This is a genomic window from Methylobacterium sp. Leaf112, assembly GCF_001423295.1.
Classification (GTDB): Bacteria; Pseudomonadota; Alphaproteobacteria; order Rhizobiales; family Beijerinckiaceae; genus Methylobacterium.
Genome location: NZ_LMNG01000030.1, coordinates 86,182 through 109,528, shown reverse-complemented (window position 1 = coordinate 109,528; position 23,347 = coordinate 86,182). Strand labels below are relative to the sequence as shown.

At 70.2% G+C, this 23,347-nt stretch carries 25 protein-coding genes; 9 read left to right on the top strand and 16 right to left on the bottom strand.

The window, feature by feature from the left end; all coding sequences use genetic code 11:
* Positions 1–25: 25 nt before the first annotated feature.
* Positions 26–352, top strand: a complete 327-nt coding sequence (locus ASF52_RS14395; protein WP_056173299.1) for an MmcQ/YjbR family DNA-binding protein — start codon at positions 26–28, stop codon at positions 350–352.
* A gap of 6 nt (positions 353–358) precedes the next feature.
* Here ASF52_RS14395 and glmM read toward each other — a convergent pair whose 3' ends face one another.
* From glmM to ASF52_RS14365, 6 genes are all read right to left on the bottom strand, one after another.
* Positions 359–1,702: a phosphoglucosamine mutase gene (gene glmM, locus ASF52_RS14390; protein WP_056173296.1), complete on the bottom strand. Its 1,344-nt coding sequence runs from the start codon at positions 1,700–1,702 to the stop codon at positions 359–361.
* Between the two features lie 142 nt (positions 1,703–1,844).
* On the bottom strand, positions 1,845–3,767 hold the full coding sequence (gene ftsH, locus ASF52_RS14385; protein WP_056173293.1) for an ATP-dependent zinc metalloprotease FtsH: 1,923 nt from the start codon (positions 3,765–3,767) through the stop codon (positions 1,845–1,847).
* Positions 3,768–3,817: 50 nt separating this feature from the next.
* Positions 3,818–4,942 carry a tRNA lysidine(34) synthetase TilS gene (tilS, locus tag ASF52_RS14380; protein WP_443136686.1) on the bottom strand — a complete coding sequence of 375 codons (1,125 nt, stop codon included), beginning with the start codon at positions 4,940–4,942 and terminating at the stop codon, positions 3,818–3,820.
* Positions 4,930–5,907, bottom strand: coding sequence for a tol-pal system protein YbgF (gene ybgF, locus ASF52_RS14375; RefSeq protein ID WP_056174108.1), 978 nt, complete (start codon positions 5,905–5,907; stop codon positions 4,930–4,932). The genes tilS and ybgF overlap by 13 nt, the downstream gene beginning before the upstream one ends.
* A gap of 125 nt (positions 5,908–6,032) precedes the next feature.
* Positions 6,033–6,557 (bottom strand): peptidoglycan-associated lipoprotein Pal, encoded by a 525-nt coding sequence (gene pal / locus ASF52_RS14370; protein WP_056173290.1) that lies wholly within the window; start codon positions 6,555–6,557, stop codon positions 6,033–6,035.
* A 318-nt stretch (positions 6,558–6,875) separates the two neighbouring features.
* The gene (locus ASF52_RS14365) at positions 6,876–7,319 is read right to left on the bottom strand and encodes an Hpt domain-containing protein (RefSeq protein ID WP_244473823.1); all 444 of its coding nucleotides are present in this window, start codon (positions 7,317–7,319) and stop codon (positions 6,876–6,878) included.
* Positions 7,320–7,411: 92 nt separating this feature from the next.
* Between ASF52_RS14365 and ASF52_RS14360 the strand changes: the two genes are divergently transcribed.
* Positions 7,412–7,798, top strand: coding sequence for a response regulator (locus ASF52_RS14360; protein ID WP_056173286.1), 387 nt, complete (start codon positions 7,412–7,414; stop codon positions 7,796–7,798).
* A 15-nt stretch (positions 7,799–7,813) separates the two neighbouring features.
* Here the strand turns inward: ASF52_RS14360 and ASF52_RS14355 are convergent, their stop codons facing one another.
* Complete coding sequence (locus tag ASF52_RS14355; protein ID WP_056173282.1) at positions 7,814–8,710, bottom strand: WcbI family polysaccharide biosynthesis putative acetyltransferase; 897 nt, start codon at positions 8,708–8,710, stop codon at positions 7,814–7,816.
* A gap of 190 nt (positions 8,711–8,900) precedes the next feature.
* On the opposite strand from ASF52_RS14355, the gene ASF52_RS14350 reads away from it, so the two are divergent.
* Positions 8,901–9,950, top strand: coding sequence for a GSCFA domain-containing protein (locus ASF52_RS14350; RefSeq protein ID WP_056173279.1), 1,050 nt, complete (start codon positions 8,901–8,903; stop codon positions 9,948–9,950).
* A gap of 13 nt (positions 9,951–9,963) precedes the next feature.
* Here the strand turns inward: ASF52_RS14350 and hemC are convergent, their stop codons facing one another.
* Positions 9,964–10,899, bottom strand: a complete 936-nt coding sequence (gene hemC, locus ASF52_RS14345; RefSeq protein WP_082479229.1) for a hydroxymethylbilane synthase — start codon at positions 10,897–10,899, stop codon at positions 9,964–9,966.
* 249 nt (positions 10,900–11,148) lie between these two features.
* Here hemC and ASF52_RS14340 point away from each other — a divergent pair, with 249 nt between their 5' ends.
* Complete coding sequence (locus tag ASF52_RS14340) at positions 11,149–11,475, top strand: hypothetical protein (protein WP_156630161.1); 327 nt, start codon at positions 11,149–11,151, stop codon at positions 11,473–11,475.
* 147 nt (positions 11,476–11,622) lie between these two features.
* Entirely contained in the window at positions 11,623–11,991 is a 369-nt protein-coding gene (locus ASF52_RS14335; RefSeq protein ID WP_156630159.1) for a hypothetical protein, read from the top strand.
* Between the two features lie 23 nt (positions 11,992–12,014).
* On the opposite strand, the gene ASF52_RS14330 is transcribed toward ASF52_RS14335, so the two are convergent.
* Both ASF52_RS14330 and ASF52_RS14325 read right to left on the bottom strand, forming a co-directional pair.
* Entirely contained in the window at positions 12,015–12,314 is a 300-nt protein-coding gene (locus ASF52_RS14330) for an antibiotic biosynthesis monooxygenase family protein (RefSeq protein WP_056173271.1), read from the bottom strand.
* A gap of 25 nt (positions 12,315–12,339) precedes the next feature.
* Positions 12,340–13,206, bottom strand: a complete 867-nt coding sequence (locus tag ASF52_RS14325; RefSeq protein WP_056173267.1) for a Kdo hydroxylase family protein — start codon at positions 13,204–13,206, stop codon at positions 12,340–12,342.
* Positions 13,207–13,445: 239 nt separating this feature from the next.
* Between ASF52_RS14325 and ASF52_RS14320 the strand changes: the two genes are divergently transcribed.
* On the top strand, positions 13,446–13,892 hold the full coding sequence (locus ASF52_RS14320) for a hypothetical protein (RefSeq protein ID WP_056173263.1): 447 nt from the start codon (positions 13,446–13,448) through the stop codon (positions 13,890–13,892).
* 90 nt (positions 13,893–13,982) lie between these two features.
* Positions 13,983–14,282, top strand: a complete 300-nt coding sequence (locus ASF52_RS14315) for a hypothetical protein (protein WP_056173260.1) — start codon at positions 13,983–13,985, stop codon at positions 14,280–14,282.
* A gap of 69 nt (positions 14,283–14,351) precedes the next feature.
* On the opposite strand, the gene ASF52_RS14310 is transcribed toward ASF52_RS14315, so the two are convergent.
* Complete coding sequence (locus ASF52_RS14310) at positions 14,352–14,825, bottom strand: Hsp20 family protein (RefSeq protein ID WP_056173258.1); 474 nt, start codon at positions 14,823–14,825, stop codon at positions 14,352–14,354.
* A 242-nt stretch (positions 14,826–15,067) separates the two neighbouring features.
* Between ASF52_RS14310 and ASF52_RS14305 the strand changes: the two genes are divergently transcribed.
* Entirely contained in the window at positions 15,068–16,051 is a 984-nt protein-coding gene (locus ASF52_RS14305) for an alpha/beta fold hydrolase (RefSeq protein ID WP_056173255.1), read from the top strand.
* Positions 16,052–16,159: 108 nt separating this feature from the next.
* On the opposite strand, the gene hisN is transcribed toward ASF52_RS14305, so the two are convergent.
* The 3 genes from hisN to ASF52_RS14290 all read right to left on the bottom strand — a co-directional run bounded on the left by hisN (position 16,160) and on the right by ASF52_RS14290 (position 19,867).
* The gene (gene hisN / locus ASF52_RS14300; protein ID WP_056173251.1) at positions 16,160–16,945 is read right to left on the bottom strand and encodes a histidinol-phosphatase; all 786 of its coding nucleotides are present in this window, start codon (positions 16,943–16,945) and stop codon (positions 16,160–16,162) included.
* 103 nt (positions 16,946–17,048) lie between these two features.
* Positions 17,049–18,992: an AI-2E family transporter gene (locus ASF52_RS14295; protein ID WP_056173247.1), complete on the bottom strand. Its 1,944-nt coding sequence runs from the start codon at positions 18,990–18,992 to the stop codon at positions 17,049–17,051.
* 116 nt (positions 18,993–19,108) lie between these two features.
* On the bottom strand, positions 19,109–19,867 hold the full coding sequence (locus tag ASF52_RS14290; RefSeq protein WP_056173239.1) for a LamB/YcsF family protein: 759 nt from the start codon (positions 19,865–19,867) through the stop codon (positions 19,109–19,111).
* Positions 19,868–20,125: 258 nt separating this feature from the next.
* Here ASF52_RS14290 and ASF52_RS23525 point away from each other — a divergent pair, with 258 nt between their 5' ends.
* Positions 20,126–21,196, top strand: a complete 1,071-nt coding sequence (locus ASF52_RS23525; protein ID WP_443136685.1) for a methyl-accepting chemotaxis protein — start codon at positions 20,126–20,128, stop codon at positions 21,194–21,196.
* Positions 21,197–21,203: 7 nt separating this feature from the next.
* On the opposite strand, the gene ASF52_RS14280 is transcribed toward ASF52_RS23525, so the two are convergent.
* A complete protein-coding gene (locus ASF52_RS14280) occupies positions 21,204–22,496 on the bottom strand; it encodes a nicotinate phosphoribosyltransferase (RefSeq protein ID WP_056173236.1) in 1,293 nt (430 codons plus the stop codon).
* A 158-nt stretch (positions 22,497–22,654) separates the two neighbouring features.
* A complete protein-coding gene (locus tag ASF52_RS14275; protein WP_056173233.1) occupies positions 22,655–23,158 on the bottom strand; it encodes a pyridoxamine 5'-phosphate oxidase family protein in 504 nt (167 codons plus the stop codon).
* Positions 23,159–23,347: the final 189 nt, after the last annotated feature.

Genomic DNA, 23,347 nt, shown 5'->3' with positions numbered 1-23,347 from the left:
CCTGCACCTGTGTAGACACGCGGCGATGCGCCCCGAGGATGTCCGTGCCCTTGCCCTGTTGCTCCCCGGCGTGGTCGAGGCCGCGCATCAGGGGCATCCCGATTTTCGCATCGGCGGCCGGATCTTCGCGACCCTGTGGGTCGAGGAGGAGCGGGTCGTCCTGAAGCTCACGCCCGGCGACCAAGAACACCTGCTGGCCGAGGCGCCGGACCTGTTCGCGCCCGTGCCGGGGGCATGGGGGCGGCGCGGCTGGACCAACCTCGACCTGTGGGACGCCGACGAGGCGGTGCTGCGCGACGCCCTGCTGGCGGCGTGGCGCAACGTGGCGCCGGCGGCCCTCGACGGGGATTGAGGGCGATCAGGCCGCGGCTTTGGCCACGGCGTCCACGACGGTGTCGACCACCTCCGATACCAGGGCGCGGTCGTCGCCCTCGGCCATCACGCGGATCACCGGCTCCGTGCCCGAGGCGCGGATGACGAGGCGACCGTCGTTGCCGAGGCGCTCGCGGGCCTGCGCGATGGCGGTCACGACCGAATCCGCCCGCAACGGCTCGCCTGCGCGGTAGCGGACGTTGCGGAGGATCTGCGGCAGGGGATCGAAGCAGTGGCAGACCTCGCTGACCGGCCGGTCGGAGCGCTTGACCACGCTGAGGAGCTGCAGGGCGGCCACCAGACCGTCGCCGGTGGTGGCGTAGTCCGACATGATGATGTGTCCGGATTGCTCGCCGCCGAGGTTGTAGCCGTGCTCGCGCATGTGCTCGAGGACGTAGCGGTCGCCCACCGCCGTGCGCGCCAGGGACAGGCCTATGCCGCCGAGGTAGCGCTCGAGGCCGAGGTTCGACATGATCGTCGCAACCAGCCCCGGCTGGGTCAGGCGATCGTCCTCCTTCCACGAGCGGGCGACGACGGCCATGAGCTGGTCCCCATCCACCGACTGGCCCTTCTCGTCGACGATGAGAACCCGGTCGGCGTCGCCGTCCAGGGCGATGCCGATGTCGGCGCGGAGTTCCCGGACCTTGGCGGCCAGCGCCGCCGGCGCCGTCGAGCCGACATCCTGGTTGATGTTGAATCCGTCCGGCTCGACCCCGATGGCGATGACCTCGGCGCCGAGCTCCCACAGGGTCTCGGGCGCGACGCGGTAGGCCGCGCCGTTGGCGCAATCGACCACGATCCGCAGACCGTCGAGGGTGACGTTGCGGGGCAGCGAGCGCTTGGCGAACTCGATGTAGCGGGCATGCACGCTCTCGATGCGCTTTGCCCGGCCGAGATCGCGCGAGCCCGACAGCCGCTTGTGCATCTCGCCGTCGATGAGCGCCTCGATGGCGCGCTCCACGTCGTCGTTGAGCTTGAACCCGTCCGGACCGAACAGCTTGATGCCGTTGTCCTCGAACGGGTTGTGGGAAGCAGAGATCATCACGCCGAGGTCGGCCCGCATGGAGCGCGTCAGCATGGCGACCGCGGGCGTCGGCATCGGACCGAGCTGGAGCACATCCATGCCGACCGAAGTGAAACCGGCGATCAGGGCCGTCTCGATCATGTAGCCCGACAGGCGGGTATCCTTGCCGATCACCACCCGGTGACGATGGTCGCCGCGCTGGAACAGGAGCCCGGCGGCCTGGCCGACCTTGAGGGCGAGTTCGGGCGTGATCACGCCGTTGGCGCGCCCACGGATGCCGTCGGTGCCGAAATACTTGCGCGACATGGGTTCGCGATCCGTCTGCTGTCTGCTGCGGTGGACCCGGAATCCGCCTCCGAGGCTATCCCGGCACGGTTAACGCGGCCCGGACATGCGTGAGCCCGCCGGGGGGCGGGCTCACGGGCTTATCCCAGGGAATTCGAGGCGTTCAGGCCTGGGGCTGCGGCTCCAGGCCGCCATCGGTCTCGCGCGGCCGGCCGCGACCGGCGGAGGGAACCGACGAGCCCCGGACGGTGCTTGAGGGACCATCGCCGGAATCGCGCACCGGCGGCTTGCCGGCGATGAGATTCTTGATCTCGTCGCCCGACAGGGTCTCGTATTCCAGCAGTCCCTGAGCGAGGGCTTCGAGGTCGTCCTTGTGCTCGCCGAGGATGCGGCGGGCCTCCTCCAGACCGGTCTCGACGAGGCGGCGGACCTCCGCGTCGATCTTCTGGGCGGTGGCTTCCGAGACCGTCTGCTGACGGCCCATGGACATGCCGAGGAACACTTCGTCGTTGTTCTCGCCGTACGCGACGGTGCCGAGTTCGGGGCTGAAGCCCCAGCGGGTCACCATCATGCGGGCGAGACGCGTCGCCTGCTCGATGTCGGACTGGGCGCCCGAGGTGACCTTGTCTGCGCCGAAGGTCATCTCCTCGGCGATGCGGCCGCCCATCATGATGGCGAGACGCGAGGTCATCTGCTCGAAGCTCATGGACAGCTTGTCGCGCTCCGGCAGTTGCATGACCATGCCCAGCGCCCGGCCGCGCGGGATGATCGTCGCCTTGTGGACGGGGTCGGTGGCCGGCACGTTGAAGGCGACGATGGCGTGGCCGCCCTCGTGGTAGGCGGTGAGACGCTTCTCATCCTCGGTCATGACCAGGGTGCGCCGCTCGGCGCCCATCATCACCTTGTCCTTGGCGTCCTCGAACTCGTGCATCGTGACGATGCGTTTTCCGCGACGCGCCGCCAGGAGCGCCGACTCGTTGACGAGGTTCATGAGGTCGGCGCCCGAGAAGCCCGGGGTTCCGCGCGCGATGACCTTGAGGTCGACGTCCGGTGCCAGCGGCACCTTGCGGACGTGGACGCGCAGGATGCGCTCGCGGCCGACGACATCGGGATTCGGCACCATGATCTGGCGATCGAAGCGGCCCGGACGCAGGAGGGCGGGGTCGAGGACGTCGGGCCGGTTGGTGGCCGCGATGATGATCACGCCCTCGTTGGCCTCGAAGCCGTCCATCTCCACGAGGAGCTGGTTCAGGGTCTGCTCTCGCTCGTCGTTGCCGCCCCCCAAGCCGGCGCCGCGATGGCGGCCCACCGCGTCGATCTCGTCGATGAAGATGATGCAGGGCGCATTCTTCTTCGCCTGCTCGAACATGTCGCGGACGCGGCTTGCGCCGACGCCGACGAACATCTCGACGAAGTCCGAACCCGAGATGGTGAAGAACGGCACGTTGGCCTCGCCCGCGACCGCCCGGGCGATCAGGGTCTTACCCGTGCCGGGGGGGCCGACGAGGAGAACGCCGCGCGGGATGCGGCCGCCGAGGCGCTGGAACTTCTGCGGGTCGCGCAGGAATTCCACGATCTCCTGCAGGTCCTCCTTGGCTTCCTCGACGCCGGCGACATCGTCGAAGCTCACGCGGCCCGAAGCCTCGGTAAGGAGCTTGGCCTTTGACTTGCCGAATCCCATGGCCCGGCCCGCGCCGGACTGCATCTGGCGGCTGAGGAAGATCCAGGCGCCGATGAACACGAGGATCGGCAGCCAGCTCACGAGCAACTGGATGAACCACGGCGTGTTGTCCGACGGCGGCCGCGCGGTGATCTGCACGCCCTTGCTCTGGAGCTTCGAGACCAGGCCGGGGTCGTTCGGCGCGTAGGAGGTGAAGTTGCCGCCGCCGACGTAGGAGCCGCTGACGTCCTGCCCGGAGATCACCACCGTCTGAATCTTGCCGGCATCGGCATCGTTCAAGAGCTGGCTGTAGGCGATCTCGGCGCCGCCGCCGCGATGTCCCGGATTCTGGAACAGCGTCACGAGGGCGAGCACGAGCAGGAAGATGACGACCCACAAGGCGAAATTGCGGAAGTTCGGGTTCATCGATCAATCCCTGGGGGGCATCCGGGCCCGCGGCGCGAATGGGGCGGATATCAGTCCGGACACTCCGAGCCAATGTAGGCAGCCCCGCCCCCCTTGCCAAGTAAATCGCGTACTCCTGCGGCAAGGCGGTCCCCAGCCCCGTCGCCGCCGGTCCTGGCCGGTGCCGGCGCGAGGGTGAACCCCCTCCCACGCGTCAGGGAAACCAGCAGGCCCGCCAGGGTCCGGCGCAGGGGCGCCCGATCCCGAAGAGCCGGGCGCAGGGCGTCGAGCACGAGGGATTCGATTCGCTCCAGGCGCGGCCGTCCCGCCCCGGCCTCCGCGAGGGCCAGGGCGACGACGCGGATGAGGACCGCGTCCGGCAGGTTCGCCAGCCCCGATGCGTCGAGGCGGACCAGGGTGGGAGCATCGGCCGGACGGCGCGCCGTGACGTAGGCGGCGCGGGCGGCCTCGGTGAGAGCTGCGTCGTCGCGGGCGCACCGCGCGGCAAGTCGCGTCAGGCGGGCGTCGCTCAACCCCTCCCGGGCGAGGTCCGGCAGGAGGCGGCGCAGCCGGGCGCGGGCGAAGCGGGGATCGGCGTTCGACGCATCTTGGATGGGGGTGAGGCCATGGGCGATGCAATACGCCACGAGGCCGGCTTTCGGCAGGTCGAGGAACGGTCGTCCGAGGCGGACCCGACCGACGAGGGGACGCACGGCCCGCATGCCGGCGAGACCCGCCGGGCCGCTCCCTGCCAGCAGGCGCATCAGCACGGTCTCGGCCTGGTCGTCGCGGGTGTGTCCGGTGAGCACCCAATCGAGACCGAGCCGTTGCGCGTGGGCGCCCAGCAAGGCGTAGCGCGCCTCGCGCGCCGCCGCCTGGAGGCCGTGGGCCGGTTTCGGGCCGGTCCAGGCGAGGATGCGGTGCGGCAGTCCGAAGTCCCGCGCCAGGGTGGCGACGCCCTCCGCCTCGACGGCCGAGGCGGCCCGCAACCCGTGATCGACGGTGGCGACGTGGAGCGGGATCGTGGGACCGACCCGCTTGAGGGCCTGCTTGGCGGCCCGCATCAGGGCCGTCGAATCGGGACCGCCCGAAACGGCGAGCAGCACGCCGCCATGCGGGATCGCGGGCGCGACGTAGGGAGCGAGCGCCGCCTCGATGGCGGCAGGGTCGAAGTCCGGCGCGGTCACGCCGCGCAGCGGGCGCGCTTCTGCTCGCGGGCCACACCCTGCCGCACGGAGGGGGCGGCACCGGGGAACTTGCGCTCGAGTTCGGCCAGCGTCGCGCAGGCCTGCTCACGGGCGCCGAGGGCGTTGAGCGAGGTCCCGAGCTTCAGCATCGCGTCCGGCGCCTGGGCCGAGCGGGCGTAATCCGTCGACACCTTCAGGAACTGCTCGGCCGCCTCGCGATTGCGATTGCGCTGGAGGTAGCTCTCCCCGAGCCAGTAGGTCGCCGCCGGCACCAGCCCGTCGCGCGGGTGGGATTGGATGAACTGGCGCAGGCCCATCTCGGCCTGCTCGTACTGCCGCTGCAGGATGTAGGCGTAAGCCGATTCGTAATCGGCGCGGGCGTCACCCGTGGCGGTGGCGGCGACGCCCGGGCGGGCCGGCGCCGCGATGGCGCCCGTGGTCGGTACACGCGACGGCGGCGTGAGATCGACGGGGCCGCCGAAGCCGGGCGGCGACAGGCCGGGCTCCTCGTCGTCGGCCTCCACCACCGTCGGCGGCACCGTGCGGGCGCGGGGCGCCTCGGCCAAAGGCGCCGCGGACATGGCGTTCGACGACATGGCGTTTGACGACATGGCGTTCGAGGGCGTCGTGGTGCCGAGCTGCATCGGTGCGCCCGGTCGGCCGGGGTTCTGGTCGGGATCGAAGGCGTCGCTGCGTTTGGCCGGCTTCTGCGGCGCCGGATTGCCGCTCGGGGATGCCGCACCGCGACCGCCCTTGGCCTCCTGCAGGCGGAACTCGACATCCTCCTGGAACTTGCGAAGCTGTTCCTTGAGCTGGCGGTTCTCGTGTTGGAGCGTCTCGATCTGCCCCGCCTGCTGGCGCGACTGGTTCTCCAGCCGGTTCAGGCGCACGACGAAATCGGACCCGTCCTGGGCCGCCGCGGGCGACAGGGCCGCGAGCGCCAGGCAGGTGACGAGGAGGAGGCGACGGAGCATGGCGATCGGCACCGGTGAACGTGTCCCGCGAAGGCCATCGACTGGCCTCCCGCCCCATAACAGGTGTGCCGCATTGCGGCAAAACGCGGGCGCCCCGTTTCCGAAAGCGCCCGCCTCTCGCATGATCAGGAACCGGCGCCGCGGTCGAGCACGGTGACAGCCCGCCGGTTCTGCGACCAGCACGAGATGTCGTTGCACACGGCGACCGGCCGCTCCTTGCCGTACGATACCGTGCGGATGCGGCCCGAGGCGACGCCGCGCGCGGCGAGGTAGTCGTTCACCGCCTGGGCGCGGCGGGCGCCGAGGGAGAAGTTGTACTCGCGGGTGCCGCGCTCGTCGGCATGGCCTTCGACGAGGAAGGTGTAGCGCGGGTAGCGCTGGAGCCAGGCCGCCTGTTTGTCGAGGGTGGCCGTCGCCGTGGACGTCAGGTCCGTCGAATCGGATTCGAAGAACACCCGGTCGCCGATGTTGACTACGAAGTCCTGGGCGCTGCCGGGCGTGCCCGCCCCGGCCCCGTAGGCCCCACCCGCGCCGGCGCCGAAGCCGGAGGCGTCGGCGAGATCCTTGTCGTTGCTGCAGGCGGCGACGCTGAGCGCGGCGCAGAGCGCCGCCGCGAGCCTGAACACGCGGGAGCGCGCGATCGTGGTCATGGTCCTGTTCTCCTCGAACGGCGCCGGCGCGCGGCGCGGCCCGATATCCGGGGCTGGTGCGGTGTCTTCAGCCCCGTTGTCTAAGCCGGGCAGGTTAAGCGAAGGTTCCGTCAACCTTGACGGAGCGTTTCCACCATCGATTCGCGGCAGATGACGTGCGAGCCCGCACGCCGATGCCGATGGGACTATCGTCATCCGACAATACGGCGGCGTCGGGACGGTTCGACCGAGCCCGATCTTTCGCGCATTCGTGTCGCTTCACCGCAACGGTCGGCCTCGCGGCCGTGCGATCGCCCGGTCCGGATCTGCCGCGTTCGGTCAGGCGGCGCAGGCCGCCAACGGGGTCTCGGGCCGCGCGCCGGCTTCCATCGCGCAGATGGCCGCGATCGCCCCTTCTGCCGCGGCTCGGGCCGCCTTCAGAGGAGCGGCCAGATCGGCTCCGAGGAGGCAGGCCTGCTCCATCTCCAGGCAGCACCGCGACAGGTCGAAGAACCCGAGCGAACCGCTGACCGAGAGCAGCGTGTGCGCATCGTGGCGCAGGGCCAGGCGGTCGGTATCGGGCCAGCCAAGCCGCTGCGAGATCTCGATCCTGAGATGGCCCAGGAGGTCCATCAGCCGCGCCTGGCCGAACACTCCTTCGAGCTCGGCCAGGGTCGCCGGATCGTAGACCGGCACCACGCCGGCGACCCGCGACGCGATGCCCGCTGCGAACGGAACATCGAGGGCCTGCGTGCTGTCGATCGGAGGCGCGGATGCGGGCACGGTCAAGCCACCGCTGGAGTTGAAAGAGGCTTAACCATTATCAGGATAGACGCGTCGTTGCAAAGAGTTGGGGCGAAGAGTTGGGACGGGTGATGGATTCCCACTGCCGGGTTCTGATCGTCGAGGATAACTACCTGCTGCTCGACATGCTCAGCCGTGTCTTCGATCAGGGTGGCCTGAGCGTCGTCGCGGTGTCGAGCGGCGAAGCGGCGCTGACATCCATCCGCGAGACCGGCCCGACCATCGACTGGCTGTTCACCGACATCAACCTGCCCGGCCTCGTCGACGGCTGGAGCGTGGCCGACGCGTTCCGGGCGCTGCATCCCCGCCGTCCCGTGGTCTATGCCTCCAGCGGCACGTATCCGCGCAATCGCGCCGTCAGCGACAGCCTGTTCGTCGCCAAGCCGTTCCGGATGCAGCCCATCGCCGAACTCGCCCGGGGCATCGCCGCCGCATCGGGTCTGCGCGCCGCCGGATAGCCCGGAGCCGGGGATTCAGGTGAACAGAGCCCGCACCGCCGGGTCTGCCCGCCAGGCCGCGACGCGCGGACATACGAGGCGGTCCGCCGGATGCCGGGCGTAGGCGGAAAAGCTGCCGGCGACGAAGGCGGAGCGATCGAACAGAATCGGGGCCGCGCCCCATTTCCGCTCCTTGGGCTTGTAGTGCGTGGTTCCCGGGAGGCCGTAGCGCCGCGCGATCTCCGGATAGAGCGGCCAGACCGCATCCGACACGAGGTCGTCGGCGAGATAGTCCTCCGCCGCGACGGACAGGGGCGCGAGACCCGCCTCGCGGGCGAGGCGGTGGGCGATGTCGGCGAGCACGAACAGCTTCGGATGGTTGAGGACGTGCATGAAGCAGCCCCGCCGCGACCAGCGCGCGAGTTCCGCGTCCAGGGGAAACGCGAGGTCGCGCGCGCTGCCGAGGAGGTAGGTGCTGGCGTGGTCCCAGGCGTCGTAGTAGCCGAGCCGCGCGTAGACGTCGTCGCGGAACAGGCGGAGGGCTTCATCAACGGTGCGGCCTTCCAGGTAGGCGCAGAGGGCGATGGCGGAGTGATACGGCCCCATGGGCGAACGCACGAGGTGGGTCGCCGACAGCGCGCCGACATCGCCGACATGGACCATATCCGGGTGGAAGGCCGGAAACAGGATCGTGGGGAACAGGCGTAGGCGCGCATCCCCCTGCGCCAGGGCGTGAACGTTGCCGCCCGTGACGAAGCCCTCCGGGAAGAACTGCGAGAACACGTGGTCGAAGGGCGCGAGGTGGTCGCGCAGGCGCGCCAGGGTGGCGTGGTCCCGCCGCAGGGTCGCCAGGGGGACGAGGGTGACCCGGGCCTCGGGCAGGAGCAGGCTGAGGGCGCGTGCGATGCCGTCGGCCTGGCAATTGCCCAGCACGGCGATGCGGCGACCCGTTCGGACCGGCTCTCCCGAAGCGACGGCCCGGCGCCATGGTCCCGCCCAGGATGGCGACCAAGAGCAGACGCGAGATCTGAACGATGAGACGGATCGCGTCAGGGTCTCGACCCGTGCGACGGCCCGGTGCGGCCAGCCTGTGAGCGAACGGATGAGAGGTGCCGCCGTGGTGATGAACCCTTACGCCGATCTACCGGCCGAGCGATTCTGGCGCAAGGCCGTGACCGGGGTGCCGCCCTTCGCCCTGGCGCCGGGGCCGAGCGGGGTGTTTCTCATCCCGCCGGGGGCCCGGGTCGCCACCGCGGGAAGCTGCTTCGCGCAGCACGTGGCGCGGGCGCTCACGGAGGCCGGCTTGGGCCGCTACCTCGCCGAGCCGGCGCCCCCCGGCCTGTCCGAGGCGGAGGCGGAGGCGCGCCAGTACGGCACCTATTGCGCCCGCACCGGCAACGTCTACACCGCGCGCCAACTGCTCCAGCTCTTCGACCGGGCCTACGGCACCTATCGCCCCGAGGTGACCGCGTGGACCCGGCCGGACGGACGCCTCGTCGATCCGTTCCGCCCCGCCGTCGAGCCCGATGGCTTCGCGGACGAAGTGGCCCTCCTGGCGTCGCGCGAAACGCACCTCGCGGCCGTGCGAACCATGTTCGCGGACCTCGACGTGTTCGTGTTCACCCTCGGGCTGACGGAGGGCTGGGAGCATCGCGCCGACGGGGCGGCCCTGCCCGTGGCGCCGGGCGTGATCGGCGACGCCTTCGATCCGGCGCGCTACGCCTTCGTCAACGCCCGTGCGGGCGCCGTGCGGGACGACATGCTGGCGTTCCTCGACCGGCTGTTCGCGGTGAATCCGGGCGCCCGGGTGATCCTCACGGTCTCGCCGGTGCCGCTCATCGCGTCCTACGCCGACCGGCACGTGCTCGTGTCCAACGCCTACAGCAAGGCGGCCCTGCGAGTGGCGGCGGAGGAGGTGGTCGAGGCCGCGCCGCGCGCGGTGTATTTCCCCGCCTACGAGATCGTCACCAGCACGGCCAATGCCGGCCGGTACTACGCCGAGGATCTGCGCTCGGTGACGCCCGAGGCCGTCGCCCACGTCATGCGGGTGTTCCTCGGCGCCTTCACGGATGCGGCGCCCGTGGCCCGGGTGCCCCACCCGCTCGGCCTCGAATACGCCCGCGCGGCCGGCGTGATCTGCGACGAGGAAGCCATCGAACGCAGCCTCGCCTGAGGCCGTCCGGCCCCTACTGCAGGTGCTTGAAATAGGTGTCGCCGGCCGCGCGCTTCAGTTCGGCGCCGGCCTCGGCGCCTATACGGGCGGCATCGGCGACGGAGCCCGCGCGCTGGACCGCCCAGTGCGCGCTGCCGTCGGGCAGGAACAGCAGGCCGTCGAGGGACAGGCTGTCGCCGTCGATGCGGGCCAGCGCCGCGATGGGGGTGCGGCACGAGCCGTCGAGTTCGGCGAGCAGGCCGCGCTCGGCGGCGAGTTCGGCCGTCGCCCGTGCGCTGACGAGGGGGGCGAGGAGGGCCCGCACGTCGGAATCATCCGCGCGGCACTCGATGCCGAGCGCGCCCTGCGCCACCGCCGGCAGCATCTCCTCGACGGCGAGCACGGAGCGGGCCATGTCGGCCATGCCGAGGCGCTCCAGCCCACACAGGGCCAGGAGGGTGGCGTCGCAAGTGCCCTCCTCCAGCTTGCGCATCCGGGTGTTGGCGTTGCCGCGTAGGGGGACGATGCGGAGATCCGGCCGCCGCATGAGCACCTGGGCGGCCCGGCGCAGGGACGAGGTGCCGATGCGGGCGCCGGACGGCAGGTCGGCGAAGCCGGATGCGCGCGGCGACAGGAACGCGTCGCGCGGGTCGTCGCGCTCGAGGATGCAGGCGATCACGAGCCCTTCGGGCAGCCAGGTCTCCACATCCTTCATGGAATGCACGGCGACGTCGACCACGTCGGCGAACAGCGCCTGTTCGAGTTCTTTGGTGAACAGCCCCTTGCCGCCGATCTCCGAGAGCGGCCGGTCCAGGATGCGATCGGCCACGGTGTTGACCACCACGATCTCGGTCTCGAGCCCCGGATTGGCGGCCACGATCTTGTCCCGCACCATCCCGGTCTGAGCGAGGGCCATCGGGCTGCCGCGCGTGCCGATGCGGAGGGGGCGCTGGGTCTTGGGCGAAGTCATCGGCGCGGATCGCTCCGGGTGGGTGTCCTGACACCGTGGTACGCAGTCCGCACGGCCCTGTCACCGGGCATCCGGGGGCCGCACGGCGCATCCGAAGCGGGTTTCGCACAAGCGGCCCCGGTTCCGCCTTGAACCCCGCTGGGGCGCGCGTGAGCGGGTCCGCTCGCGACGAGTCGATCGGTTGCGTTATCGCAAACTTAGCGATTCATGACGCCTCCTGGTTGCAAAGCTTGGCGGGGATGCGGCCGGATGAGAGTGAGCAAGCTGGAGCGCTACTATCAGGCCGAGTTCGGCCCGCGCGACGATCCCGACGCGCCGGAGCCGGCGCCCGTGCGATCCCGCGCGCCCGAGCGGATGCGCGGTCGCCGCCGCGGGCCCGGCCCGGTCAAGCTCGTGCTGCTCCTCGGCGGGGTCGGCTTCCTCGGGGCGTCCCTGCTGATGCCCTGCGGCTCCGGCGCCGGGCCGGGTTTCCTGCCGCCGGGCCTCGTCGCCGCTGTCTGCGCCCGCCAGGCGGTCATGGGCCACATCCGCGGACTGGACGATCGTTTCCGCTCCATCGCCGGCGCCCTGCGCTAGGGCTGCGCCCGACCACATTGGGTCGGGACACATGGTTAGGTCTTTGTTTTGCTGCGTTCTTTTCTACCGAACCGGTATCGGATCCGGCGGTGAGCGCTCCTGGGCCGTTCCGGCCGCTTGCCCGAATTCCATCGCGAGATCCCGGCCATGACACCCACGTCCGACGCCTCACGCCCACCCGGGCTCGCCGACCCGGCCCCGTTGCGACGCACCGACCGCGACGGAGCCGCGGCCTTCGCCGCGGAGCGCCGGCGCCTGCGGGAGGCGCACGCGACGGAGCCGAAACGGGTCGGGATCGGCTGGAAGTTCGGCCTCGCCGTCGATCTCGCCCTGCTGTCCCTGCCGATACCGGCGGTGATCGTGGTGCCGCCGCTCCTCGAATGCCGGCACCGGTCGGTCCATGTCGGCTTCTTCGCGGGCGATTCGTTCGAGGCCTGCGCCAGGCGCCGGATCGCCGCCCGCTGGAACCACCTCGATGCGCGCATCAAGATGATCGTCCGCAACTCCGGGCAGTGAGGTCTCGCGTCAGCGGTCTCGCGTCAGAAGGCCTGAAGCGTCAGTTCCGTGTGCTCAACGCTCGGCGGCGCCTCGAAGAACGGCGAGACCATGGCGCGGTAATCCTGCCAGGCCTGGGAGCCGGTGAAATCCTTGGTGTGGTTCTCCAGGGTGTCCCACTCGATGAGGAGGCGATAGCGCTGCGGCTTCTCGATGGAGCGGCGCACGGCGAAGCTGCGGCAGCCCTTGGCGTCGCGAAAAATCTCGGCGGCCCGGGCGATGCCGGCCTCGAAGTCGGATTCCGTGCCGGGCTTGAGGTCGATCTGCGCGATTTCGAGGATCATGGCGGGTCCTTTGTTCGGGGAGGGGTCAGCGCAGGGGACGGCCGAGGGTGCGGGCGAGGATGCGCTGCGGGCTGCGCTCGGGGTCGGCCTGGTCGGCGACCCGGAGGTAGGCGGTCTGTTCCAGCATGTAGCGGCCGCCCATGGCGCCGTGCATCACCAGGTCGGAGAACGTCACCCAGGTCTGGCCCGGCGCGAAGCGCACGTCGGCCTGCGGGGCATCGGCCTGATAGGCCATGTCCTGCTTCAAAGCGTCGTGCAGATGCAGCATCAGGTGGTCGTATTCCGAGCGCCGCGCCTTGGTGATCTTCAGAGCCGCGAGCAGGCGCGCCGAGAGCGGCGAATAACCCGGCAGCTTCGGCACGAACTTCTGGGCCATCGAGGCGAAGTCTTCGCCCACCCGCCACAGGCGCGGCTGACCTTCGGGGTTGATGTTGCGGAAGATCCGAAGAATGCGCTTCTCGCCGATGGGGTTCGACGGGAACGCGTCGACGTGCAGGCGGGTGTCGTCGCGCCGCCAGCTCAGCTTGCGCTGGTCCACCTCGAACGGGCGGTAGGAGGTGCCGGCGAGGGCGATCTTGCCCGCATAGGTTGGGAGATACCGGGCGATGAGGGCGTCCGCGAAGGCGCGGTAGCGGATGAGAAGCTGGCGCAGAGCCTCCTGTTCCTCAGGGGTGCCGGCTGCGCCCCGCAGGCTCGCGGCCTCGCCCCGGATGTTCACGTTCTTCGCCTTGCCGTCGGCGAAGGGCCGTTCGACGAAGCGCTCCTCGAACGGGCTGAACGGAAAGTCGAGATCGGGGAACATCAGGACCGCCCCGCCCTCCAGGGCATCGACCAGGGATGGCGCACCGGGGGCCGAACCTTCTCGGGAGACGGAAACGATCGGGCTGATCATCGCGGGCGGCGTCCTGGGTTTCCGGCGGGTGGAGACGGGGTTTATCCGAAGGTGACGCCCGAGACCAACCCGGCCGTCGGGCGCGCGAATACCGGTGGATGACGGCTCTGGCCGGTTGTCAGGGTGCGGCGGGAGGCTCAACCATGCGGTTCCCGTTGCGCGCAACTTCACGGCGCGCGGCACGTTTGTATGGCGGTCCGAGATCCGAGCGCGGATCCGGCACCGGCAAGGAAGCCAGCATGGCGACGTTGAAGGAATTCGAGGAGTCGCTGCGCGAGCACGGGATGCTCATGGCGCTCGCCCTGCTGGAGCGCCTGCGCGAGCGTGACCGCGCCACCCGCACCATCAAGCCGGCGCGCCGCCTCACGGGGCAGAAGATGACGCCCGAACTCGCCCGCGCCATCCTCGACCTTCACGCCTCCACGGGCATGACCCAGCAGGAGATCGCCTTCAAGGTCGGGGTCAACCAGGGCCGGGTCAACGAGGTGATCAAGCGCGGCAAGTGGCTCGATGACGATCCGAACGCCCCAGAAGCCATCGCCCGCGATAAGGCCAAGGCCCGCCTGCGGGCCGAGCCCGTGGCGAAACGTCCGCCCGTCAAGCGCAGCGTGAAGCCTGCCGCGCGGCCGGGGGCCCCGGCGCGGCGTCCGAGCCCCCAGGGCCAGCTCATCTTCGGGGATCTCTAGGACGGCGCGGTGTCCCGCCGCAGGATCACGGGGCACGGCGAAGCGTTTTCCCATGTGCCGTGGACGGGTCCACGGCGTGAGGGATCGATCATGACGCGCATACTTCTCGCGCTGATCTGCGTCGGCGCGGTCAGCCCGGCTTTCGCACAGCGGCCGTCCACCACCACCATGAGCTGCGCCCAGGCGAAAGGCATCGTCGGGCGGGAGGGCGGCATTGTCCTCGGTACCGGCGGCCCGACCTACGATCGCTTCGTCCGGGACCGCAGCTTCTGCGAGATTACCGAGATCACGATTCCGGCTTTCGTCCCTGCGGGCGACACGCCGCGCTGTTTCGTCGGCTATCGCTGCAAGGAGCCGGGCCGCGGCGACCGCTTCGACGACGAATCCTGACGGTTCGAAATGAAAGCGCCCCGGCCTTTCCGCCGGGGCGCCCCGCTGGTTTTGAGAGTGGAGCGGCGTTTACGCCGCCTGCTGTACCGAACCCTCGATGGTCGGGGTCGCGGACGCGCGACCCGTGGCGATCTGGACCTGGCGCGGCTTCTTCGCCTCCGGGATCTCGCGGACGAGATCGATGTGGAGGAGGCCGTTCTCCAGCACCGCACCCGTCACCTGGACGTAGTCGGCGAGCTGAAAGCGGCGCTCGAAGGCGCGCGCGGCGATGCCCTGGTGCAGGAACGCAACCGGCTTGTCGGGATCGGTCGCACGCTCGCCCTTCAGCGTCAGCGCGTTCTCCTTGACCTCGATGGCGAGATCGGAGTCCGTGAACCCTGCGACCGCCACCGTGATCCGGTAGGCGTTCTCGCCGGTGCGCTCGATGTTGTAGGGCGGATAGGTCGGGGCCGGATCGGCGGCGACGTACTGGTCGAGGGCCGAGAACAGGCGGTCGAAGCCGACGGTGGAGCGGTAGAGAGGAGCAAGATCGAACTGGCGCATGACATATTCTCCATAAGAAGCAACATGCTTAGATCGGGTCCGCCCGAGGGCCGGACCTGTCGCACCGCCGTAACGGCCGGTGCCTCCGTGATATTGGCGGAGTCGTTTGTCTTCGCAAGAGCCTGAAACCCGCGCGTCGCGGTGTTTTTCGCAATTTTTTCGATGTGGTGACAGGCCGGAAGGGATGGCATGGCACAAGAGGCGCACCGGTGGGGTAAGGCCTGCCGCACGAGGATCGGCCGATGCTGACGCTGGGTTCAACACCCGACAATCCTGTCCCGCCCGGCGGCGCCCTGAAGGCGGTCCGCACCGAGGACGGCGTCGAGCTGCGGGTCGCGCATTGGCGCCCCACCACCCGTCTCGTGAAGGGCACCGTTTGCCTGCTGCAGGGCCGGGCCGAGTTCATCGAGAAATACTACGAGACGGTCGGTGATCTGCGCGGACGCGGCTTCGCCGTCGTGGCGTTCGATTGGCGTGGCCAGGGCGAATCGCAGCGCCAGGTCGCCGACGCGCACAAGGGCCACGTCGCCCGGTTCGACGATTATCGACGCGACCTCAAGGCCGTCGAGGAGGCGGTCCTGCGGCCCCTGATGCCGCATCCGCATATCGGTCTCGCGCATTCCATGGGCGGCGCCGTGGCCTTTATCGGGGCCTACGAGGGCTGGCTGCCGTTCAGCCGGATCGTCACCGTGGCGCCGATGCTCGCCCTGCGCATGGTGCGCTGGCCGGCCGGCGCCTCGGCGCTCGCGCGCATCCTCCACCGCCTCGGCCTCGGCCGGCGCTACATCCCGTTCGGAACGCCGACCTCCATCGCCACGAAGCCGTTCGCCCGCAACCGCCTCTCGAGTGACCCGGTGCGCTATGCCCGCAACGCCGCGGCGGCGCGGGCCGTCGGGGCCGGGGCCGTAGGCGATCCGACCATCGCGTGGCTCGCGGGCGCCTTCCGCACCATGCGGCGCCTGCGCGACCGTCGGGTGGCCGCATCCATCGCGATCCCGGCCCTCGTCGTCGGCGCGGGGGCGGACCCTGTCTGCGAGACGCGGGCGACGGAGCGGTTCGCCCGGCTGGTGCGCGGGGCGCACATCCTGGTCCTACCCGGCGCCCGCCACGAGATCCTGTCGGAAACCGACGCGATCCGTGACGATTTCTGGGCGGCGTTCGACGCGTTCGTGCCCGGCACCGTCGTCGAGCCGACCAGGACCGCCGGGGCCTACACCGATGCCTGAGACTGTTTCCGGATGATCCATTCGGAGACAGTCTCAGGCAGCCCGCGCGGCGCCTGAGCGAAGCTCAAATCCGCATCGCGAAGCGATCAGCCGGATTTGATATGAGCCCTACGGGTTGAGGAGACGAAGGGCCTCGACGTGCAGTGCCCGGTCGCCGGCGGCGACGATGCGGCCGCCGGCGGCGGCCGGTCCGCCGTCCCAGGCGGTGATGACGCCGCCCGCTCCCTCGACGATGGGGATGAGGGCGACGATGTCGTAGGGCTTGAGCCCGGCTTCCACCACGAGATCGACCTGGCCCGCCGCCAGCATGCAATAGGCATAGCAATCCGTGCCGTAGCGCGACATCCGCACGGCCGCCTCGATGGCTGTGAAGCCGTCGCGCTCGGGGCCGTCGGCGAACAGGCGCGGATCGGTGGTGGCCAGCAGCGCGTGCTTCAGGACCGTGCCGCGCCGGGCGCGCAGGATCCGCTCGCCCCGGGAGGAGCGCATCCGCGCCGTGGCGCCGTCGCCGGAGAAGCGTTCCCCGAGGAACGGCTGGTGCATCAGGCCGCGGACAGGCACGCCGTGCCGGGTGAGGCCGATGAGGGTGCCCCAGGTCGGCAGGCCGGCGATGAACGCACGGGTGCCGTCGATGGGGTCGAGCACCCAGACGCATTCGGCGTCGAGGTTCTCCGAACCGAACTCCTCCCCCAGGATGCCGTGGGTCGGGAAGCTGCGGCGGATCAGGCCGCGCAGGATCACCTCCGCCGCGCGGTCGGCCTCCGTCACGGGGTCGAAGGTCCCGCCATGGCCCTTGTCGTCCATGCCGAAGGCGGCGCGGAAGAACGGCAGGATCGCCTGCCCGGACTCGGTGGCGAGATCGTCCATGAACCGCGCGAGATCGACGACGCTCATCGAAACTTCCTGTCCGGGACCCTGACGGCAGCGAAGCGGACGCGACGCCTCGCCGTCAAGTCCCGACGGACGCGCGACCCGCGATCGGACGGGCGCCCGGCCCCTAGACGGGCACTGGCGCCCCGACGGGATGCGCGGCCGGCCGCTCCGCCGCCACGGGATCCGGGGTGGCCGGATCGGCGGCGGCCACGATGGCGTCGATGGCGCCGCGCAGGGAGGTGACGTGCATGTCCGCCGGGATCGCCCGGCGCTGGGCCGCCTCGTCGAGACCGTTCTCGTCCGCCTGCCACAGGCCGACGACCAGGCGGGCCCGGGGCAGCTTGCGCCGCAGGCGTTCGGCCAGCCGCCGGAGGTGGGTCGGCTCGCCGCTGATCGCCGTCGAGACGATGCAGGCGAGGCGCGCCGGGCCTGGATCGAAGGTGTCGATCCGCGCCCGCGCCAGCTCGGCGAACGGCACCGTGCGGGCGCCGATCCCGCGCGTCCGCAGGAGCTGGGCCAGGATCGCGCAGGCGGATTCGTCGACGAAGCTGCGCCCCGACACGCACAGGACGGTTCCGGGTTCGGCCCAGGCCTCGGTGACGCCGGTCCGCGCCTCCTCGGCGTCAGGAGGCTCGGCCCCCTCGTCCTCGCGCTCCGCGAGATCCTCCACGAGGCCGGCCAGACTCTGGCGGATGTCGGCTTTCTGCTCGGTGGTGAGCACGCCGCGCGCCGCGTCGCGGGCGGCGAGTTCGAGGCCCCGGATCACCACCTCGTCGTAATAGGCCGCGAGCGAGCAGGACTTGAGGATGAGTTCGGCGTGCTCCTGCACCTCGTCGGCATCGCCCGCGAGGATGCGCTGGTAGAAGTTCTCCACCGGCGTCAGGGCGGGCCGGTCGCCGAACAGCACGTCGAGGAATTCGAGCTTGTCGACGTGGCGCCCCAGCACCACGAGGCAGACGGTGAGCGGCGTCGACAGCAGCAGGCCGACGGGCCCCCACAGCCATGTCCAGAACAGGGCCGAGACGAGGACGGCGAACGGCGACATGCCGGTGGAGTGGCCGTACAGCATCGGCTCGATGAAGTGGCCGACGAGGGGCTCGAGGATCGCGAACAGGATCAGCGTCTCGACCACCATGGTCCAGCCCGGATCGACGGCCGCGGCCAGGGCCAGGGGAAACACCGCCGACAGCACGGCGCCGATATAGGGCACGAACCGCATCAGGGCCGAGAAGATGCCCCACAGCACCGGGCTCGGTACGCCGATGACGTAGAGGCCGACGCCGACCACGAGGCCGAACGAGGCGTTGAGGGCGAGCTGCACGAGGAAGTAGCGGCTGAGCCGCTTGGCGGCGTCGTCCATGGCGACGGTGGTGCGGTGCAGGTCGCTCGATCCGGCGAGGCGGATCATGCGGTCGCGCAGGTCCTCGCGTTGCATCAGCAGGAACAGCAGCACAACGAAGACGATGCCGATGGTGGCGAGGGGATGCAGGATCGGCGACAGCAGGGTGCCCGCCATGGTCAGCGCGTCGGGCGCGCGGTCCTTCACCTCGACGAGGATCGCCTTCTCGGGCGGCGGGGCGGCCGGGGCCGCGTCGGGCTTCGGTTCGGGTTTCGGCTCCGGCTTCGGGCCGTCCTGGTGCATGGTCCGGCCGATGCCGGCGACATACTCGGCCATGCGGCCGGCCGGGGTGTCCTTGAGGCCCTCGACCTTGCGCTCGATGGTGGTGCGGTAGCGCGGGACATCGCCGGCGATGTCGGCGAGCTGGACCCCGATGAGGGCGCCGAGGGCACCCACGACGCTGAGCGTCATCAGTACCGAGGCGGCCACCGACAGGAAGCGCCCGAGGTGCCAGCGCCGGAGCAGGTTCACCAGGGGGCCGAGGACGAAGGACAGCAGGATCGCGATGGCGATGGGAATCAGCACGTCGCGGCCAAGATAGAGGCCGGTGACGATGAGTGCGGCGACGATGAGGGGCGAGCTCATGGTCGGGGCCGGCGTCTCGGCGGCGGCGATCCGGGTCGGGCGCGGCGGAATCAGCGGGGGTTTCGTGGTGGGTCTCGTCGCCATGCCGGTTCCGTCTCGACGCTACGCCGGCCGCCCTCGGATCGGGCGCCGCGTCGGGGGAACGGTGCGGCGCCGCAAAACGATCCCTCCGCGGGATGCTCTGGATCGCGGCTCCGTGATCAGGCGACGAACGGTGCCAGGGTGAAGCCGGCCTCCTCCAGGGACCGGCGTACGGCGCCGGCGGTCGCCACCGCATGCGGATCGTCGCCGTGGACGCAGACCGTGTCGATGGCGACGGGGATTCGGCGGCCGGACAGGGTGAGGAGCGCGCCCTCCTCCACCATGCGGCGGGTTCGCTCGGCGACCTCGACCGCGTCGGTGATGACGGCGCCGGCCTGGCTGCGGGGCGCGAGCTGCCCGTCCTCCGCATAGGCGCGGTCGGCGTAGATCTCGCGCACGACGGCCAAGCCCGCCGCCTCGGCCGCCCGTTCGGCTTCGAGGCCCGGCATCACCATCACGACGAGGCCGGGATCGACGCCGCGCACCGCCCGGACGATGGCTCGCGCGACGCCGGCTTCGGCGTTGGACAGGTTGGCGAGCGCCCCGTGCGCCTTCACGTGGGTGACGCGGTGGCCGGCGAGCGCGGCGCAGGCCTGCAGCGCACCGATCTGGTAAGCGACATCCGCTTCGATCTCGCCGGGCGTGGCGCGGATCACCCGCCGTCCGAAGCCGCGCAGGTCGTCGAAGCCCGGATGGGCGCCGAGCGCCACCCCGCGCGCCTTCGCGGCCCGGGCGGTGGCGACCATGATGGACGGATCGCCGGCGTGGAAGCCGCAGGCGACATTGGCCGAGGTGACGATGTCGAGGAGCGCGGCATCGTCGCCCAGGGTGTAGGCGCCGTAACCCTCGCCGAGATCCGCGTTGAGATCGATCCGCATGCAGGTCTCCGTTCGAGGGCTGCCCTGGAATGCTCGGGGCGACGCGGGGTTGCGGATGCCCGAACCCTCATTCGCATCGGCGCTCGCGAGACTCTGTCTTCGGGATTCTTCACGGAAGTATCGTCCCGTTCTATAAGACCTTCGGACGCCGAGAATACAAATACAAGTCGCCGCGAGCGGCGGATTTAACACGATCTTAGGCGTTTTCCCGCAACCTGACGCTGCGTGTCGAAGACCAGCGAGAGATGGATGTCGGGTTTGAGCCTCCTGCACGGAGCCGTGGCGTCCCCCTCCGGGACCGGGCTGCGCGGCGTCGCGGCGGAGATCGCGGAACTCAAGCGCATCTCGTCGGAGAAGAGCCGCCGCATCCAGGGCATCACCGGCCAGGTCAAGATCCTGGCCCTCAACGCCCTCATCGAGGCGGCGCGGGCGGGCGAGATGGGACGCGGGTTCGCCGTGGTCGCCCAGGAAGTCCGGGCCATCGGCGGCGAGGTCGAGGGCATCGCCCGGGCCCTCGAGGCCGAGCTGTCCGACCGGATCGCCGGGCTGCAGGCCCAGGTCGAGGATCTGTCGACCCGCACCCGCGACGACCGCCTCATCGATCTCGCCCTGAACGCCGTCGAACTCATCGACCGCAACCTCTACGAGCGCACCTGCGACGTGCGCTGGTGGGCCACCGATGCGGCCATGGTGGCGTGCGCCACTGCCCCGACGCCCGACAGAGTGGCGCACGCGACGGCGCGCCTCGGTGTGATCCTCGACGCCTACACGGTCTACCTCGACCTGTGGCTGTGCTCGCCGGAGGGCATCGTCCTTGCCCATGGCCGCCCGGAGCGGTTCCACGACGTGGTCGGCCGGGACGTCTCGGCCGAGCCGTGGTTCCGCGAGGCTGCCGGCCTGTACGAATGTGACTCCTACGTCGCCGCCGATGTCGCGCGGCAGCCGCGTCTCGGCAACGCCCAGGTGGCGACCTACTGCGCCGGCATTCGGGCGGGCGGCGTGAGCGATGGGCGGCCCGTCGGCGTGCTGGCCATCCATTTCGACTGGGAGACGCAGGCGCGCGCCATCGTCGAGGGCGTGCGGGTGGCGCCGGAGGATCGGGGCCGGACCCGGGTGCTCCTCGTCGATGCCCGGTGCCGGGTTCTTGCGGCCTCCGACGGGCGCGGCGTCCTCGAAGAAGTCCTGCCCCTCCAGAAGGCGGGCCGTGCGAGCGGCGCGGACCGTGATCCGCGCTCGGGCGCCGTCACGGCGTTTCACCGGACGCCTGGCTACGAGACCTATACGGGCCTCGGCTGGTACGGCGTCATCGTCCAGGGGGCGGAGCCGTGAACCCGGCTCATACAAGAACAGGCATCGCCGGCCCGTCCGCGACCGCGAACACCCGGCGATAGCGCGCGATCTGGTCCGCCGGCCCGATGGCCTTCGATGGGTTGTCGGAGATCTTCACCGTGGGCCGCCCATCCGCCGTGATGACCTTGCAGACGATGGAGATCGGATCGAGGCGCCCATCCGGTACGAGGCCGCGGAAGTCGTTGGTCAGCAGGGTGCCCCAGCCGTAGCCGATGCGCATCCGCCCGTGGAAATGCGCGTGGATGGCCTCGATGGTCTCGACGTCGAGGCCGTCGGAGAAGATCGCCAGCTTCTCGCGGGGGTCGCAGCCCCGCGACCGCCACCACGCGATGGCCTCCTCTCCGCCCGCGATGGGCTCCTTCGAATCGATGCGGATGCCCGTCCAGGCGTTCATCCATTCGGGGGCGTGCGCGAGGAAGCCGCTGGTGCCGTAGGTGTCCGGCAACATGACCAGGAGATTGCCGGCGTAATCCTGCTGCCAGTCCGCCAGCACGTCGTAGGGGGCCCGCGCCAGGGCCTCGTCGCCGTCGGCCAGCGCCGAATACACCATGGGCAGTTCGTGGGCGTTGGTGCCCACGGCCTCGACCTCGCGGCGAAGCGCGATGAGGCAGTTCGAGGTTCCGAGGAACCGGTCGCCGAGGCCGGCCCGCATGGCCTCGACGCACCAGTCCTGCCATAGGAAGCCGTGGCGGCGGCGCGTGCCGAAATCGGCGATGGACAGGTCCGGCAGGGCGCGGAGGCGCTCGATCTTCTCCCACACCCGGGTCATCGCCCGGGCGTAGAGCACCTGGAGTTCGAGCTTGCCCATGTGGCGTACGACGCCCCGGCTCCGCAGCTCGTTGAGGATGGAGAGGGCCGGCACCTCCCACATCGACGTTTCGATCCACGGGCCGTGGAAGGTGAGCACGTACTGCCCGTCGCGGGCCTCGAGTTCGTATTCGGGCAGCCGGAACGTCTCGAGCCAGTCCATGAAGTCGGGGGCGAACATCTGGCGCTGGCCGTAGAAGGTGTTGCCGCGCAGCCAGGTCGATTCCCCCCGGCTCAGCGTGAGGGTGCGGGCGTGATCGAGCTGCTCGCGCAGTTCCCCGGCATCGACGAAGTCGGCGAGCCGCACGCTCTTCGACCGGTTCTGGATGCCGAAGGTGACCCGGGCGTCGCGACGGCGGCGGAAGATCGATTGCGCCATCAGCAGCTTGTAGAAATCGGTGTCGAGCAGCGACCGGACGATGGGATCGATCTGGAAGTTGTGGTTGTACACCCGCGTCGCGAGGTCGATCATGGTCGGGCACCGTCCGGCGCGGGACCGAGACGCCCGCTCAGCCGCGAAAGGCGCATAGGCCTCGCCTCCGAGTCAATCGGCCGGCCGGATGCCGGAACGCGAAAGGGCGGCCCACCCTCCGGTAAGCCGCCCCTCCCAAAACGTGACGTGTGAGACGATCAGGCCAGATCGACCTTCTTGGTCTCGGTCTTGGGCGACTCGCCGGTCAACGCGGCCTTCACGTAGCCGTAGATGTGCAGGGCGGTGGCGTTGGGGCTGTCCCAGTACTCGCCCTTCTCCGGGTGGACGCGGATCAGCGCGACCTCGGGATCGTCCTTGCCGTTGGGGAACCAGGTCTTCAGGCTCTCGGTCCACTTGTCGTCGATGACCTTCTGGTCGGTCACGATCTCGGCCTTGCCCGCCACGGACACATAGGTCTGGCTCGAGGGGTCGGAATAGGCGAGGTTGATCTGGTTGTCCTTGCTGATCTCGGCGGTCTTGGGCGAGTGCAGCTTGGAGAAGAACCACAGGTCGCCGTTCTCGTCCGCCTCCTGGCACCACATCGGGCGGCTGTAGAGCTTCCCGTCGGGGTCCGCGGTGGTCATCATCGCGACCTTGATGTCCTTGATGAGGGCGAAGAGCTTCTTGGCGCCCTCGTGATCGCGGTGGTTGCCCTGGTGCATGGGGTTGGAATCTCCGACTCGGTCTCGACGCATCCGGACGCCGCACCTTGAAGGGCGCCGGCGATCGGTTCGAGGGCACAACGGGCGAGCTTCGCTTTTGTTTCGGCCCTTCACCGTTTCGCCAAGCCTCGTTTCCGGCGGTCGTCCGCGTCCCGATTCGAGCCCGCGATTCACGGATTCGCGATAAAG

Bases quoted from the DNA above. Each gene is read 5' to 3' on its own strand.
- ASF52_RS14395 (WP_056173299.1), top strand. From the start codon at position 26: ATGCGCCCCGAGGATGTCCGTGCCCTTGCCCTGTTGCTCCCCGGCGTG.
- glmM (WP_056173296.1), bottom strand. From the start codon at position 1,702: ATGTCGCGCAAGTATTTCGGCACCGACGGCATCCGTGGGCGCGCCAAC.
- ftsH (WP_056173293.1), bottom strand. From the start codon at position 3,767: ATGAACCCGAACTTCCGCAATTTCGCCTTGTGGGTCGTCATCTTCCTG.
- ybgF (WP_056174108.1), bottom strand. From the start codon at position 5,907: ATGCTCCGTCGCCTCCTCCTCGTCACCTGCCTGGCGCTCGCGGCCCTG.
- pal (WP_056173290.1), bottom strand. From the start codon at position 6,557: ATGACCACGATCGCGCGCTCCCGCGTGTTCAGGCTCGCGGCGGCGCTC.
- ASF52_RS14360 (WP_056173286.1), top strand. From the start codon at position 7,412: ATGGATTCCCACTGCCGGGTTCTGATCGTCGAGGATAACTACCTGCTG.
- ASF52_RS14350 (WP_056173279.1), top strand. From the start codon at position 8,901: ATGAACCCTTACGCCGATCTACCGGCCGAGCGATTCTGGCGCAAGGCC.
- hemC (WP_082479229.1), bottom strand. From the start codon at position 10,899: ATGACTTCGCCCAAGACCCAGCGCCCCCTCCGCATCGGCACGCGCGGC.
- ASF52_RS14340 (WP_156630161.1), top strand. From the start codon at position 11,149: ATGAGAGTGAGCAAGCTGGAGCGCTACTATCAGGCCGAGTTCGGCCCG.
- ASF52_RS14335 (WP_156630159.1), top strand. From the start codon at position 11,623: ATGACACCCACGTCCGACGCCTCACGCCCACCCGGGCTCGCCGACCCG.
- ASF52_RS14330 (WP_056173271.1), bottom strand. From the start codon at position 12,314: ATGATCCTCGAAATCGCGCAGATCGACCTCAAGCCCGGCACGGAATCC.
- ASF52_RS14325 (WP_056173267.1), bottom strand. From the start codon at position 13,206: ATGATCAGCCCGATCGTTTCCGTCTCCCGAGAAGGTTCGGCCCCCGGT.
- ASF52_RS14320 (WP_056173263.1), top strand. From the start codon at position 13,446: ATGGCGACGTTGAAGGAATTCGAGGAGTCGCTGCGCGAGCACGGGATG.
- ASF52_RS14315 (WP_056173260.1), top strand. From the start codon at position 13,983: ATGACGCGCATACTTCTCGCGCTGATCTGCGTCGGCGCGGTCAGCCCG.
- ASF52_RS14310 (WP_056173258.1), bottom strand. From the start codon at position 14,825: ATGCGCCAGTTCGATCTTGCTCCTCTCTACCGCTCCACCGTCGGCTTC.
- ASF52_RS14305 (WP_056173255.1), top strand. From the start codon at position 15,068: ATGCTGACGCTGGGTTCAACACCCGACAATCCTGTCCCGCCCGGCGGC.
- hisN (WP_056173251.1), bottom strand. From the start codon at position 16,945: ATGAGCGTCGTCGATCTCGCGCGGTTCATGGACGATCTCGCCACCGAG.
- ASF52_RS14295 (WP_056173247.1), bottom strand. From the start codon at position 18,992: ATGGCGACGAGACCCACCACGAAACCCCCGCTGATTCCGCCGCGCCCG.
- ASF52_RS14290 (WP_056173239.1), bottom strand. From the start codon at position 19,867: ATGCGGATCGATCTCAACGCGGATCTCGGCGAGGGTTACGGCGCCTAC.
- ASF52_RS14280 (WP_056173236.1), bottom strand. From the start codon at position 22,496: ATGATCGACCTCGCGACGCGGGTGTACAACCACAACTTCCAGATCGAT.
- ASF52_RS14275 (WP_056173233.1), bottom strand. From the start codon at position 23,158: ATGCACCAGGGCAACCACCGCGATCACGAGGGCGCCAAGAAGCTCTTC.